Origin of the sequence: Streptomyces sp. 549, from assembly GCF_030124175.1 — a bacterium.
GTDB lineage: Bacteria > Actinomycetota > Actinomycetes > Streptomycetales > Streptomycetaceae > Streptomyces.
Genome location: NZ_JASKMT010000018.1, coordinates 1 through 14,132 on the forward strand (window position 1 = coordinate 1; position 14,132 = coordinate 14,132).

Here is a 14,132-nt window from a genome sequence, read left to right on the forward strand (position 1 = left end):
ATGGACATCCTCCCGGGGACGAACCCCTGATCTCGAATGTCCGTCAAAGCGGATCAAGCCCAGACTGAGAGCCCGCTCTGTCCGCGGGTGCGACGCAACTGGCCCCTACAGCTACCCGGGCCTCACGTCGGTGCCGAAAGCCGGCATGGGGCCGTTCGAGCTCGGCGTTCGTCAGACGCGCCGACTCGGTCAAGGAACTCCGCACCTACCGGCGTCCAGCGCACGCCTCACAGGTACGTGGCGGACGGGATGTAGGGCGTGGGCGGTCGCATGCCGCGCAGGCACAGGTAGCCGCCCGGTCCCAGTTCCAGCCCGGCGGCGAACCCCACGTCCAGGGCCCACTGCTGCTCGGCCGTCAGGCAGGGCACCTCGGCACGCGCCCCGGCGGGGAGGCAGAGCAGCGCGGCGGTGAGCAGCCGGGTGGCGAGCCGCCGCGAGGTGGCTGCCAGCAGCTCCACCCGGCCGTCCGGCGTCAGGTAGCAGTAGCCGCTGCCCGCGAGGTCGTCGCAGACCAGCAGGCGGTTCTCGCGCAGCAGGACCCCGTGGTCGGCCCCGTGCGCGCCGCCGCGCAGCCGCCGGTCGACGGAGTCCAGCAGGTCCCGGTGCGCGGAGCCGCCCTCGATCACCGGTCCGTCCGGCGCGGCCAGCCGGGCGGGGTCCATGATGCCCGTGAGCCGCATCGCCGGGTGCACGTCCAGGCCGGCGCGGCGGTAGAGGCGGGCGGCAGCCGGGTGCCGGGAGCCGGCGGCGACGCCGCGCAGGCAGCCGTTGCCGTAGGCGAGCGCGCGGGCCAGCAGCGCGCTGCCGACGCCCCCGCGCCGGGCCCTGGGCACGACCGCGAGCAGCGGCAGCCCCCACGTCCCTTCCCGCCGCACGGCCTGGGCGGCGCCGATCGGGCTGCCGTCGGTGGGGTCCTCGGCGAGCCAGCAGCCGCCCGGGTCGGTGCGGGCGAGGTGCCGGGTGGCGCGGTGGTGCCGGGCGACACGCTCCGGTGGCCAGCCGTCGGCCTGCGGCAGGTGGCCGCCGTGCGGCGGACGTCCGCCGCACGGGTTGCCCCCGGTCTGCGCCGGGGCGAGGGCGGCCGCGGTCACCACCCGGACCGCCTCGGCGTCCTCGGCGCTGTCCCTGACCGGTCGCAGGATCATGCGGTCATCCTGCTCGACCGCCGCGGCCACCCGCCAGTGTGCCGCCCGCGCCGGGGCGGGCGGCACGACCGCCGCACGGTCACGGCAGGGCGAGCATGCGCTCCAGGGCGAGCTTGGCGAACTTCTCCGTCTCCGGGTCGACCTCGATGCGGTTGACCACGGTGCCCTTGGCCAGCGACTCCAGCGTCCACACCAGGTGCGGCAGGTCGATGCGGTTCATCGTGGAGCAGAAGCAGACCGTCTTGTCGAGGAAGACGATCTCCTTGCCCTCGGGGGCGTAACGGTTCGCCAGCCGCCGGACCAGGTTCAGCTCGGTGCCGATGGCCCACTTCGAGCCGGCCGGCGCGGCGTCCAGGGTCTTGATGATGTACTCCGTCGAGCCGACCAGGTCGGCGGCGGCGACCACCTCGTGCTTGCACTCGGGGTGCACCAGCACGTTGACGCCGGGTATGCGGGCCCGCACGTCGTTGACGGAGTCCAGCGAGAACCGGCCGTGCACCGAGCAGTGGCCCCGCCACAGGATCATCCGGGCGTTCCGCAGCTCCTCCGCCGTCAGTCCGCCGCCCGGCTTGTGCGGGTTGTAGACGACGCAGTCCTCCAGGGACATGCCCAGGTCGCGCACCGCGGTGTTGCGGCCGAGGTGCTGGTCGGGGAGGAACAGCACCTTCTCGCCGTTCTCGAACGCCCAGTCCAGGGCCCGCTTGGCGTTGCTGGAGGTGCAGATGGTGCCGCCGTGGCGGCCGGTGAAGGACTTGATGTCGGCCGAGGAGTTCATGTACGCCACCGGGACCGTGGTGTCGGCCAGCCCGGCCGCCTCCAGCACGTCCCAGCACTCGGCGACCTGCTCGGCGGTCGCCATGTCGGCCATCGAGCAGCCCGCGGCGAGGTCGGGCAGCACGACCTGCTGGCGCGAGGAGGTGAGGATGTCGGCCGACTCGGCCATGAAGTGCACACCGCAGAAGACGATGAACTCCGCCTCCGGGCGGGCGGCGGCGTCCCTGGCCAGCTTGAAGGAGTCACCGGTCACGTCGGCGAACTCGATGACCTCGTCGCGCTGGTAGTGGTGGCCGAGCACGAAGACCCGCTCGCCGAGCTGCGCCTTCGCGGCGCGGGCGCGTTCCACCAGGTCCGGGTCGGAGGGCGCCGGCAGGTCGCCGGGGCACTCCACGCCGCGCTCGCTCTTCGGGTCCGCTCCGCGGCCGAGCAGCAGCAGGGCGAGCGGGGTGGGCTGGACGTCCAGGGGCTGGGCGGTGTTCACGGCACGCACCCTTTCTGATGGCTCGGCTCAACGCTTCTCGTCGATTTGACGTTATCTATCATAACCGCTTCGCGTCAGCTTGACGATGCCGCTCTCCCCGATGTGACGCACCGCGCCCCGCGGGCCGGGCCGCCGCAGGGCGGGCCGTGACCGGGCGGTCCGCGATGTGCGAGCATGGCAGGGAAAGAACGTGCCCGGCTCGGAATGAATCCGGGAGGCCGCCTGTTCCACAGGTGGCAGAGCAGTCCGTACAACCCGGGAGAGAAGCAGATGTCCGTATCGGACGAGACCGCCACCACGACTGACGGCATCATCCTTTCCGACGCCGCCGCGGCGAAGGTCAAGAGCCTGCTCGAGCAGGAGGGCCGCGAGGACCTCGCGCTGCGGGTCGCCGTCCAGCCCGGCGGCTGCTCCGGCCTGCGCTACCAGCTCTTCTTCGACGAGCGCGCGCTCGACGGCGACGTGGTGAAGGACTTCGACGGAGTCAAGGTCGTCACCGACCGCATGAGCGCCCCGTACCTGGGCGGCGCCTCCATCGACTTCGTCGACACCATCGAGAAGCAGGGCTTCACCATCGACAACCCGAACGCCTCCGGCTCCTGCGCCTGCGGCGACTCGTTCAACTGATCCCACGCCCCTCGGGGCGCACGATCGTGTGAAGGCGGCGGCTCTGCCCGGGTCGCCGCCTTCACGCGTGCCAGAGAGTGCCTACTGCCGGGGGATCTTCCGCCCGTCGGCGTCCAGCACCGCCCGGCCGCCCACCGGCGCGTCCAGGGACACCTCGACCGAGGTCCACTTCGCGATCTGGATGCACACCTGTCCTGGCTTCTGCTTCCCGGCCGTCACGACCACCCGCACCGCGTCCGCGCTCTCCTCCGCGCGGGCCGAGTACGGGTTGCACACCCCGCCCCAGAAGTGCAGGGTCAGCGTGCGGTCCTTCGCCTGGTAGGCCTCCACCCGCTGCCCAGGCGCGGGAAGCGCGCCGGGGTCCGAGGGCGGCACGGCCGACTCGGCCGGCGGGGCGGCGGGGGAGTCGCCGCTGCCGGGGGAGTGGGGCTCGGCCGGACCCGTCGACGGCTCGGCTGCCGTGGCGGGCGGCGCCAGGTAGCGGGCCGCCAGCGCCGGGTGGGTGACGCTCAGCCCCTCCGGTTCTCCGCCCAGGGTGAAGCGCCAGGACGGCACGAGGACCTGTTCGCCGTGCTCGGCGTACTGCGCGAGCACGAACTCCGCACCTGTCACCGGCTTCGGTTTGCCCGCGTCGGCCGGCTCGCACGGCGCCTGCACGCACTGCATGTCCGTCTCGCCCCCACCGCCCCGGTTGTTCAGCTCCGCCAGCGTGCGGGCGGCGTCCAGTACCGGGTAGCGAGGGCCCTGCCTCAGCGGTGCCATCAGCCCCTGCGCCCGCACGACCTCCCCGTCCGCGCCGACGGTGACCTGGGTCTGTCGGCCTTCGGTGGGGAAACCCGCCACCTGCGGGGTGGCACGCACCGTGCGCAGCGCACCCGACACGGACGACGCGTCGACGTCGGCCCCGTCCAACCCGAGCGCGTCCAGCACCGGGTCGGCCGCCCGCTCGGCCGCGCGCTCCGAGACCGGCGGCTCCGCGCCCGGCCCGTCCGGACCCGGCTGCTCCGGCACCGGAGAGGCGTGCTCGGGGCCGCCGGTGGATGAGGACGTGCCGTCGGCAGCGGAGGAGGCCGGTCCGCCTTGGGGGGTGCCGGGGTCGTCGTGGGCGCCGGGAGCGCCGTCTGAGGACACCGCGTCGTCCGGGCCGCCGCCCGGCACCAGGGCGGGGCAGCGCGGCGGTTCGGCGGTGCCGCTCTGCGGGCCGGGCGGGGGTGTGCAGTCCGTCGACGCGGGTGCCTGGTACCGCACGAACGACCAGCGTCCGGGGGCCTCCCGCGCCGCACGCAGGGCCGGACCGGCACCGTCCCGGCCCTCGACGGCCAGCCAGGTGCCCTGCCGCAGGTCGGGCTCGGCGTTGATGCCGAGCGCCTTCGCCAGCCGTGCCACCCGTGCCACGTCGACCCGACCGCCGTCGCGGTGCACCGCCGCACTCCCAGGCCCGTCGGGCAGTTCCACGCCCTTGGCCAGTCGGTAGGGATCACCACCGGGAGCGGACGCCGCACCGCTGCTCTCGGCGGTTGAGCTGTAGCCCTCCAGCACCAGCGGCGGGGGAGTGGCGTCACCGCCGGGCCTGCCGTCGGCGGATCCGCCGCCGAGGGCGGCCTGCGCCCAGTAGGCGCCGCCGCCCGCGAGCAGCACCGCGGCCGCCACCGAGGCGGTGACCAGCGCGCGCCGCCGCCTGCCCGGCGCCGGCCCGTCGTGGAGGTGGGGATCGTCGGTGTCCACCGCGGCTCCTTCGGCTTGTGGGACCTGACGCCGATGGGACGGGGTGGACCGGTGACCGGTTCCGTCAGTCGCCGTAGTCGGACATGCCGTCCAGCAGGCGGGCCGAGCGGTCCGGCACGCGCACACCGTGCAGCTGCGACCAGCCCGCCGGGGCGGGGCGCGTTCCCGACGGGCCGTCCGCGGTCCAGCGGGCGGCCATCCGGGCGCAGTCGAGGCGGAGTTCGGCGAGCGTCTCGGGCTCGTCCCGGACGGGGGTGGAGGAGGGTGCACTCTTCGTCATGAGGCCGACGCTACGCAGGTCGGAGCCGTCTGGTAAGCCCTACTTTCGGGTAGTATCGAGCGGTCGGGAAACTTCGGCCGAACGGGTAGCGTGCTCTTCGACCGCCTCCACGGGGGCGGCCCGCTCGGCCTCCGCCGGAGGCCCACTGTCCCGGCCTCCACCGGAGGCTCCCGTCCTCACCTCCACAGGAGCAGCCCGTCGTGCGTATCGCCGTCTCCGGCTCCATCGCCACCGACCACCTCATGACGTTCCCAGGGCGGTTCGCCGACCAGCTCGTCGCCGAGCAGCTGCACACCGTCTCGCTGTCCTTCCTGGTCGACAAGCTCGACGTGCGGCGCGGCGGGGTCGCCGCGAACATCTGCTTCGGCATGGGCCAGCTCGGCGCGCGCCCGGTGCTGGTCGGTGCGGCCGGCGCCGACTTCGCCGAGTACCGCGCCTGGCTGGACCGGCACGGCGTGGACACCGCCTCGGTCCGCATCTCCGAGGTGCTGCACACCGCCCGGTTCGTCTGCACCACCGACTCCGACCACAACCAGATCGGGTCCTTCTACACCGGCGCGATGAGCGAGGCCCGGCTGATCGAGCTGCAGTCCGTCGCCGAGCGGGTGGGCGCGCTGGACCTGGTGCACATCGGCGCGGACGACCCCGAGGCGATGATGCGGCACACCGAGGAGTGCCGGACCCGCGGCATTCCGTTCGCCGCCGACTACTCACAGCAGCTCGCCCGGATGGGCGGCGACGAGATCCGCGGCCTCACCCAGGGCGCGGCCTTCCTCTTCGCCAACGAGTACGAGACGGCGCTGGTCGCGAGCAAGACCGGCTGGTCCCCGGAGCAGATCCTGCAGGAGGTCGGCACCCAGGTCACCACCCTGGGCGCGCGCGGCGTGCGCATCGAGCGCGCCGGCGAACCGGTCATCGAGGTCGGCTGCCCCGCCGAGGAGACCAAGGCCGACCCGACGGGCGTCGGTGACGCCTTCCGGGCCGGTTTCCTCTCCGGGCTGGCCTGGGGCGTCAGCCTGGAGCGCGCCGCGCAGGTCGGTTGCATGCTCGCCACCCTGGTCATCGAGACGGTCGGCACCCAGGAGTACGAGCTGCGCCGAGCCCACTTCATGGAGCGCTTCACCAAGGCCTACGGTGCGGACGCCGCCGCCGAGGTGCAGGACCACATCGGCTGACCGCCCCCGCGGAGCCCCCGAACCGCGCCCCCGCCCGCAGCACCGGGCGGGGGCCTCTCGGGCGGGCGGCGCTCAGGCGCCGGGCGCCCTGCGGCGCACCCGGTGCGCGTCGCCGTCCGAACCGACGTACTCGTGCCCGCGCATGGCGCACCAGGCGGGGATGTCCAGCAGCGCCGCGCGGTCGTCCGCCAGCACCGTCACCACCGCTCCGACCGGCACGTCCCCGATCACCTTCGCCAGCTCGATCACCGGCACCGGGCACCGCCTGCCCAGGCAGTCGACGGTCAGCGAGGTGACGCCCTGCTCACCGCCGTAGGACGCCTCGGCGGCCGGCGCGCCGAGGCGGTCCCGCACCGAGCGGACCGCCTCCGGCAGCGCGCCCAGGAAGGCCGCGACCTCCTCCGACGTCGTCCCGCGCGGCAGCGACACCCGTACGTTGCCCTCCGTCAGCACGCCCATCGCCCGCAGCACATGGCTGGGGGTGAGGGTGCTGGAGGTGCAGGACGACCCGGAGGAGACCGAGTACCCGGCCCGGTCGAGCGCGTGCAGCAGCGATTCCCCGTCGGTGTACAGGCACGAGAACGTGACCAGGTGCGGCAGCCGTTCGTCGGGGTTCCCCACCACCTCGGTGTCCGGCACCAGGTGCGGCACCCGGGCCCGGATCAGGTCCACCAGCCGGTGCAGCCGTTCCGCCTCGGTGGCGGCCTCGGCCCGTACCGCGCGCAGCGCGGCAACCGCGGCGACGATCGCGGGCAGGTTCACCGTGCCGGGCATGCGGCCCGACTCCCGCTCGTCCAGCGGCGGGCGCGGCGCGAACCGCACCCCCTTGCGCACCGCGAGCAGGCCGACGCCGCCGGGGCCGCCCCACTTGTGGGCGCTCGCCGCCAGCAGCGACCACGGGCCCTCCACCGGCCCCCAGGCGAGCGACTGCGCGGCGTCGACGAGCAGGGGCACCTCCGCCGTCCGGCAGTGCTCGGCGATCTCCGCCACCGGCTGCACGGTGCCGACCTCGTGGTTCGCCGACTGCACGCACACCAATGCGTTGTCAGTGCTGTCAGTGCTGTCAGTGCTGTCAGTGCTGTCCGTGCCCTCAGGGCTGTCAGCACTGAGGGCACCGGCGACGTCGCCGGGCGCGACCCGGCCGGTGCGGTCCACCGGGATCTCGGTGACCGTGCCGCCGTCCGCGGTGTGCGCCTCGGCGGCGTGCAGCACCGCCGAGTGCTCGACGGCCGACACCAGCAACCGCCGTCCCACCCGGCGCCGGCCGGCCAGCGCGCCGGCGATGCCGGCGTGCAGCGCCCGGCTGCCTGAGGGCGCGAAGGCCAACTCGTCGGGCCGGCAGCCCACCTCCTCGGCCGCGCCCTCCCGGGCGGCGTCCAGCAGGAGGCGGGCCCTGCGCCCCTCGCGGTGCAGGCGGGCCGGGTCGGCCCATCCCTCGTCCAGTGCGGCGAGCAGCGCCTGCCGGGCTACGGGATGCAGGGGAGCGGCGGAGGCCGCGTCGAAGTAGGGCACCTCTTGAAACTAACCCGCCACGGCCCGGGCATGCCCGCGGACATGTGTCCGCCTCCCGTCGGATCGCCCCGGGCGGCGGCAGCGCGCACCGCGCCCGCCGGAACACGCCCGGGCCGACGCGCCTCTGGCAGGCTCGTCAGGCCGGTGGAGCACCCCTCCGCGACCGCCGGAACGCTCCCGTCCGGCACTGCCGGAACGTGCGCGTCCGCATTCGCCGGAACGCGTGCCTCCGGGTGGGGTGGGAACGGGTGTCCGGCGGTCGCGCGGGAGGGGTTCCGGGCTCGCGCGCGCTCGCGGAGCGCTCTGTTCCACTCCTTCGGTGGGACCCGCGGCGCGTTGTGCACCCTCCCCGCGCGACCCCAAATGGCGTCCAGTAGGGTTTGGTCCGCATAAACATCCAAACCCCTGCCCGCGCCAGGGCCGGCGCCCGGTCAACAGGGCCGCGCCGTGCCGAGCGGGCGAGACTCTCGGGAAGGCGCTACGTGAGTCCCAACGGCTCCGACCGCTCGTCGCGGCGCCCGATGCGGCGGATGCTGCCGCGGGCGCTTGCCGCGGGCCTGGTTCTGGCGACCGCGACAGGTTGCACATCTCAGGACCTCCCCCGCCTCGGTATGCCCACCCCCGTCACGGAGGAGGCGCCGATCATTCTGTCCTTGTGGCAGGGATCGTGGGCGGCTGCACTCATCACGGGGGCCCTGGTCTGGGGCCTGATCCTGTGGAGCGTGATGTTCCACCGGCGCTCCAGGACCAAGGTCGAGATCCCGCCGCAGACCCGGTACAACATGCCCATCGAGGCTCTGTACACGGTGGTCCCGCTGATCATCGTCTCGGTGCTGTTCTACTTCACAGCCCGTGACGAGTCCAAGCTGCTGCAGACCTCCGAACGGCCCGCCCACGTCATCAACGTGGTCGGCTTCCAGTGGAGCTGGGCCTTCAACTACCTGGAGGACGTGGACGGCGACCCGTCCACCGACAACCGGGACGCCAAGGAACTGGACGCCATCCCGGACCGGATGATGGCCGCTGTTCCCGAAGGCGCCGAAGGCGTCTGGGACCTCGGCACGCCGGGCGAGCGGAACCCGCAGAACAACAACCCGGGTCCGACGCTGTGGCTGCCCGAGGGTGAGAAGGTCCAGTTCATCCTGACCTCCCGCGACGTCATCCACTCCTTCTGGGTCGTGCCGTTCCTGATGAAGCAGGACGTCATCCCCGGCCACACGAACCGCTTCGAGGTCACCCCGAACAAGCAGGGCACGTTCATGGGCAAGTGTGCCGAGCTGTGCGGTACCGACCACTCGCGGATGCTCTTCAACGTCAAGGTGGTTTCTCCGGAGCGTTACCAGCAGCACCTGGAGGAGCTGGCCGAGAAGGGCCAGACCGGCTACCAGCCTGCGGGTATCGCGCAGACGGACGCAGCCAAGAATGCGGAGACGAACAACCCGTGAGCACCCTCAACCACACCCCAGCTGACGCTGCGGCGGGAGGCTCGGTCGACAACGAGCTTCCGGTGCGGCGCAAGGACCGGGAGCCGGGCAACGTCGTGGTGAAGTGGCTGACGACCACTGACCACAAGACCATCGGCTCGATGTACCTCATCACCTCGTTCGTCTTCTTCATCATCGGCGGCGCGATGGCGCTGGTGATGCGAGCCGAACTCGCCCGCCCGGGCAGCCAGATCGTCACCAACGAGCAGTTCAACCAGCTGTTCACCATGCACGGCACGGTGATGCTGCTGATGTTCGCGACCCCGCTGTTCGCCGGGTTCGCGAACTGGATCATGCCGCTCCAGATCGGTGCGCCCGACGTGGCGTTCCCGCGGCTGAACATGCTGGCCTACTGGCTCTACCTGTTCGGCTCGACGATCGCGGTGGCCGGCTTCCTCACGCCGAACGGCGCTGCCAACTTCGGCTGGTTCGCCTACTCGCCGCTGTCGGACGCGGTCCGCTCGCCGGGTGTCGGCGCCGACATGTGGATCATGGGCCTGGCGCTCTCCGGCTTCGGCACGATCCTCGGTGCGGTCAACTTCATCACCACCATCATCTGCATGCGCGCCCCCGGCATGACGATGTTCCGGATGCCGATCTTCACCTGGAACGTCCTGCTCACCGGTGTGCTCGTGCTGCTGGCCTTCCCCGTGCTGGCCGCCGCGCTGTTCGCGCTGGAGGCCGACAGACAGTTCGGGGCGCACATCTTCGACGCCGCCAACGGCGGTGCCCTGCTGTGGCAGCACCTCTTCTGGTTCTTCGGCCATCCAGAGGTGTACATCATCGCGCTGCCGTTCTTCGGCATCGTCTCCGAGGTCATCCCGGTCTTCTCCCGGAAGCCGATGTTCGGCTACATCGGACTGATCGGCGCGACGATCGCCATCGCGGGCCTGTCGGTCACCGTGTGGGCGCACCACATGTACGTCACCGGCGGTGTGCTGCTGCCGTTCTTCTCCTTCATGACCTTCCTGATCGCGGTTCCGACCGGTGTGAAGTTCTTCAACTGGATCGGCACCATGTGGAAGGGCTCGCTCAGCTTCGAGACCCCGATGCTGTGGACCGTCGGCTTCCTCGTCACCTTCCTCTTCGGTGGCCTGACCGGCGTCATCCTGGCTTCGCCGCCGATGGACTTCCACGTCTCGGACACCTACTTCGTGGTGGCGCACTTCCACTACGTGGTGTTCGGCACCGTGGTGTTCGCGATGTTCGCCGGCTTCCACTTCTGGTGGCCGAAGTTCACCGGCAAGATGCTGGACGAGCGGCTCGGCAAGATCACCTTCTGGACGCTGTTCGTCGGCTTCCACGGCACGTTCCTCGTCCAGCACTGGCTGGGCGCGGAGGGCATGCCGCGCCGGTACGCGGACTACCTGCACGCGGACGGTCTGACGGCGCTGAACACCATCTCCACGATCAGCTCCTTCCTGCTCGGCCTGGCCGTGCTGCCGTTCTTCTACAACGTCTGGAAGACGGCCAAGTACGGCGAGAAGATCGAGGTCGACGACCCGTGGGGCTACGGGCGTTCGCTCGAATGGGCGACATCCTGCCCGCCGCCGCGGCACAACTTCCTCACACTGCCGCGGATCCGCTCCGAATCGCCGGCGTTCGACCTGCACCACCCGGACATCGCCGGCATGGACCAGCTGCAGAACCGCGAGGGGTCAGGCACCCCCGAGGGCGAGCTGCGCAGCGGCGAGAGCAAGGAGGACACCAAGTGAACGTCCAGGGCAAGATGTTCCTGTGGTTGTCCGTCTTCCTCCTGCTCATCGCCGCCGTCTACGGACTGTGGTCGAAGGAGCCGGTGGGCACCACCGCGCTGTTCCTCTCGTTCGGCCTCGCGCTGATGGTCGGCTTCTACCTGGCGTTCACCGCTCGCCGGGTGGACACCGGGGCGCAGGACAACGAGGACGCGGACGTCGCCGACGACGCCGGTGAGCTGGGCTTCTTCAGCCCGCACAGCTGGCAGCCGCTGGCGCTCGGCGTCGGCTGCGCGCTCGCCTTCATGGGCGTGGTGTTCGGCTGGTGGCTGCTCTACTTCTCGCTGCCGGTGATCTTCGTGGGACTGTTCGGCTGGGTCTTCGAGTACTACCACGGTGAGAGCCAGAACCAGTAGGTCCGCACCGCACCTCCAAACGGGTCGACCCCGGGCAGCCGCCCGGGGTCGACCCGTTTGGCCTTCCCCGACGCGCCCGTAACGGTTACTTTTCATACTTTTGAGCCATGAACCACCGGAAGCATGGACCGCAAGGACTCACGGTGAGCTGCGCGCTGATGCTGGCGCCGCTGATGGTGCTGACCGCCTGTGGCGACTCCACCCATCCGCTGGCCGTGGAGCCCTACGACGCCGCGTCCCACGTGGAGGTGAACGCGGCCGGCAGCCGTCCGGTGGACCCCGAACGGCCCCTGGTGGTCACCGCGGCGGACGGTGAGGGCGAGATCACCGACGTGCTGGCGGTCGACCGCGCCGGACGGTACGTCGCGGGCCGACTCTCCGCCGACGGCACCCGCTGGCGCAGCACCGCCCCGCTGGTCGCCGGCACCTCCTACACCGTGGAGGTGAGCACCGAGAACTCCGCGGGGCGCCGCGGCCGGAGCACGGTGGAGTTCACCACCCGCAACGCGGTGGCCAGGAAGCGCCTCACCGTCGAGTTCGGCCCGCCGAAGGGCACTTACGGGGTGGGCCAGCCGATCACCGCCGAACTCAACCGCAAGGTCGTCGATCCCGAGCAGCGCCGCATCGTCGAACGCGGGCTGCTGGTGCGCTCCAAGCCGAAGGTCGAAGGTGCCTGGCACTGGGTGGACGACCGGAAGCTGCACTACCGGCCGAAGGAGTACTGGCCGGCGCACGCCGCCGTCAGCGTGCGGAGCCGGCTGACGGGCGTGAAGATTCGCGACGGGCTGTACGGCGGCCCCGGCAGGCCGCTGGCGCTGCGCACCGGCGACCGGGTGGAGGCGGTCGCTGACGCCTCGTCACTGGTGATGACGGTCCGGCGCAACGGCAAGGTCATCAACACGCTGCCCATCACCACCGGCAAGGCCGGCTTCCGCACCCGCAACGGCACCAAGGTGGTGCTCGGCCAGGAGCCCTTCGTGCGGATGCGCAGCACCAGCATCGGCATCGGGGAGGGCAGCGCCGACTTCTACGACCTGCCGGTGCACTGGGCGACCCGGCTGACCTGGAGCGGCGAGTACGTGCACGGCGCGCCCTGGTCCGTCGGCTCGCAGGGCTACGCCAACGTCAGCCACGGCTGCACCGGCATGAGCACCGGCAACGCGCGCTGGTTCTTCCGCACCGTCCGGCCCGGCGACCTGGTGACCCACGTCAACACCGCCGGGGACCGGATGGCGGTCTTCGGCAACGGGTTCGGGGACTGGAACCTGTCCTGGGAGAAGTGGCGGGCAGGCAGCGCCCTGCACGGGGACGGCGGCCAGGGCGGTCAGCGGTCCGAGCAGGGCCGCCTGCGGCCCCTGCTGTGAGACGCCGCCGCCCCCTCGACGGCCGCCGTACGCACCCGGCCCGCCCGGCAGCCCCGACGGGCCCTGAGGCACCGCCGGCAGGCGGCTCAGCGCGCCGCTCAGGCGGCGTCGCTGCTCCGGCCGCGCAGCAGCCCGGCGAGGGCCCCGGCCAGCGCCACCGGGTCCACCGGGTGCGCGACGACGGCCTCCGCGCGGCTCCACTCGGCCAGCCAGGCGTCCGTGGGGCGGCCGATGAGCAGCAGCACCGGGGGGCAGTCGTAGATCTCGTCCTTGATCTGCTTCGACACGCCCATGCCGCCGGCCGGAGTGGCCTCGCCGTCCAGCACGCAGACGTCCACGCCGCCCTGCTCCAGTGCGGTCAGCACGGCCGGCAGCGTGGCGCACTCCAGGTACTCCACAGCGGGCGAGTCGGCGGCCGGACGGCGTCCAGCGGCGAGCCGCACCTGCTCACGGGTGTTGGCGTCGTCGCTGTAGACCAGCACCGTGGCCGTCGGCTGCATCGTTCCTCCGCGTTGTCGTACCTGGGATGGGTGATCGAAACGTCAAGAAGCACCTCGAAGCGCTGCCGGGGATCGTACTCCCTCCCGGCGCCCGCGGGCAGCCCGCCGGACCCGCCGTGCCGGGTGCCTCGAACCCGTCTTCGACCAGGGCCCCCGATCGCCCTCCCGACCAGCCTTCCGACCAGCGTGGGGCGGCCTGACACACCGAACGGCACCCCCCGAAGTGAGGACGGAATAAGCGAACGACATAATGACGGCGTGGCGACAGCAACAGCAGTAGAAACCGGGCACGCGCACCCGTCGGTCGAGAGGCCGAACCTCACCAGCGTCGGAACCATCATCTGGTTGAGTTCCGAGCTGATGTTCTTCGCGGCCCTCTTCGCGATGTACTTCACCCTGCGATCGGTGATGGGAGCCGAGTACTGGCAGGAGCAGGCAAGCGCCCTGAACCTGCCGTTCGCGGCGACGAACACCACGATCCTGGTGCTCTCCTCAGTGACCTGCCAGCTCGGCGTCTTCGCCGCCGAGCGCGGGGACGTGAAGAAGCTCCGGAGCTGGTTCGTGGTCACCTTCGTGATGGGCGCGGTCTTCATCGGCGGCCAGATCACCGAGTACGTGGAGTTGGTGAAGCACGAAGGACTCTCGCTTTCCTCGGACCCCTACGGGTCGGTGTTCTACCTGACCACCGGCTTCCACGGCCTGCACGTGGCGGGCGGTCTGATCGCGTTCCTCTTCGTCCTGGGCAGGACGTACATGGCGAGGCGGTTCACGCACCACCAGGCCACCGCAGCCATCGTCGTGTCCTACTACTGGCACTTCGTCGATGTCGTCTGGATCGGCCTCTTTGCCACGATCTACCTGATCAAGTGATGCGGGGGCGCGCGCACCCGTACTGCTTGCAGACAGACACTTCCAGAAGTATCGACGCAGAAGATCCTGACACCCGGGGTAA

Annotated in this window: 13 protein-coding genes; 7 read left to right on the forward strand and 6 right to left on the reverse strand. The window is 71.6% G+C overall.

Annotation, left to right across the window (positions count from 1 at the left end; translation table 11 throughout):
- Nucleotides 1–227 precede the first annotated feature (227 nt).
- Complete coding sequence (locus tag QNO07_RS19225) at nucleotides 228–1,145, reverse strand: GNAT family N-acetyltransferase (protein WP_283993415.1); 918 nt, start codon at nucleotides 1,143–1,145, stop codon at nucleotides 228–230.
- Nucleotides 1,146–1,224: 79 nt separating this feature from the next.
- Complete coding sequence (gene nadA, locus QNO07_RS19230; protein ID WP_502961881.1) at nucleotides 1,225–2,412, reverse strand: quinolinate synthase NadA; 1,188 nt, start codon at nucleotides 2,410–2,412, stop codon at nucleotides 1,225–1,227.
- A 261-nt stretch (nucleotides 2,413–2,673) separates the two neighbouring features.
- Between nadA and QNO07_RS19235 the strand changes: the two genes are divergently transcribed.
- Nucleotides 2,674–3,030 carry a HesB/IscA family protein gene (locus QNO07_RS19235; RefSeq protein WP_283993417.1) on the forward strand — a complete coding sequence of 119 codons (357 nt, stop codon included), beginning with the start codon at nucleotides 2,674–2,676 and terminating at the stop codon, nucleotides 3,028–3,030.
- An 81-nt stretch (nucleotides 3,031–3,111) separates the two neighbouring features.
- On the opposite strand, the gene QNO07_RS19240 is transcribed toward QNO07_RS19235, so the two are convergent.
- Both QNO07_RS19240 and QNO07_RS19245 read right to left on the reverse strand, forming a co-directional pair.
- A complete protein-coding gene (locus tag QNO07_RS19240; protein WP_283993418.1) occupies nucleotides 3,112–4,755 on the reverse strand; it encodes a hypothetical protein in 1,644 nt (547 codons plus the stop codon).
- Nucleotides 4,756–4,819: 64 nt separating this feature from the next.
- Nucleotides 4,820–5,035 (reverse strand): hypothetical protein, encoded by a 216-nt coding sequence (locus tag QNO07_RS19245; protein ID WP_283993419.1) that lies wholly within the window; start codon nucleotides 5,033–5,035, stop codon nucleotides 4,820–4,822.
- Between the two features lie 200 nt (nucleotides 5,036–5,235).
- Here QNO07_RS19245 and QNO07_RS19250 point away from each other — a divergent pair, with 200 nt between their 5' ends.
- The gene (locus QNO07_RS19250; protein WP_283993420.1) at nucleotides 5,236–6,210 is read left to right on the forward strand and encodes a carbohydrate kinase family protein; all 975 of its coding nucleotides are present in this window, start codon (nucleotides 5,236–5,238) and stop codon (nucleotides 6,208–6,210) included.
- Nucleotides 6,211–6,282: 72 nt separating this feature from the next.
- Here QNO07_RS19250 and QNO07_RS19255 read toward each other — a convergent pair whose 3' ends face one another.
- On the reverse strand, nucleotides 6,283–7,722 hold the full coding sequence (locus QNO07_RS19255) for a cysteine desulfurase/sulfurtransferase TusA family protein (protein ID WP_283993421.1): 1,440 nt from the start codon (nucleotides 7,720–7,722) through the stop codon (nucleotides 6,283–6,285).
- Between the two features lie 482 nt (nucleotides 7,723–8,204).
- Here QNO07_RS19255 and ctaC point away from each other — a divergent pair, with 482 nt between their 5' ends.
- From ctaC to QNO07_RS19275, 4 genes are all read left to right on the forward strand, one after another.
- Nucleotides 8,205–9,167 (forward strand): aa3-type cytochrome oxidase subunit II, encoded by a 963-nt coding sequence (ctaC, locus tag QNO07_RS19260; protein WP_283993422.1) that lies wholly within the window; start codon nucleotides 8,205–8,207, stop codon nucleotides 9,165–9,167.
- Nucleotides 9,164–10,921 carry an aa3-type cytochrome oxidase subunit I gene (gene ctaD / locus QNO07_RS19265; protein WP_283993423.1) on the forward strand — a complete coding sequence of 586 codons (1,758 nt, stop codon included), beginning with the start codon at nucleotides 9,164–9,166 and terminating at the stop codon, nucleotides 10,919–10,921. Before ctaC ends, ctaD begins: the two co-directional genes overlap by 4 nt.
- Nucleotides 10,918–11,316 (forward strand): cytochrome c oxidase subunit 4, encoded by a 399-nt coding sequence (locus QNO07_RS19270; protein ID WP_283993424.1) that lies wholly within the window; start codon nucleotides 10,918–10,920, stop codon nucleotides 11,314–11,316. Before ctaD ends, QNO07_RS19270 begins: the two co-directional genes overlap by 4 nt.
- A 107-nt stretch (nucleotides 11,317–11,423) precedes the next feature.
- Complete coding sequence (locus tag QNO07_RS19275; RefSeq protein ID WP_502961882.1) at nucleotides 11,424–12,680, forward strand: L,D-transpeptidase; 1,257 nt, start codon at nucleotides 11,424–11,426, stop codon at nucleotides 12,678–12,680.
- Between the two features lie 98 nt (nucleotides 12,681–12,778).
- On the opposite strand, the gene QNO07_RS19280 is transcribed toward QNO07_RS19275, so the two are convergent.
- Nucleotides 12,779–13,180, reverse strand: coding sequence for a hypothetical protein (locus tag QNO07_RS19280; RefSeq protein WP_283993425.1), 402 nt, complete (start codon nucleotides 13,178–13,180; stop codon nucleotides 12,779–12,781).
- 258 nt (nucleotides 13,181–13,438) lie between these two features.
- On the opposite strand from QNO07_RS19280, the gene ctaE reads away from it, so the two are divergent.
- The gene (gene ctaE / locus QNO07_RS19285) at nucleotides 13,439–14,050 is read left to right on the forward strand and encodes an aa3-type cytochrome oxidase subunit III (protein ID WP_283993426.1); all 612 of its coding nucleotides are present in this window, start codon (nucleotides 13,439–13,441) and stop codon (nucleotides 14,048–14,050) included.
- Nucleotides 14,051–14,132: the final 82 nt, after the last annotated feature.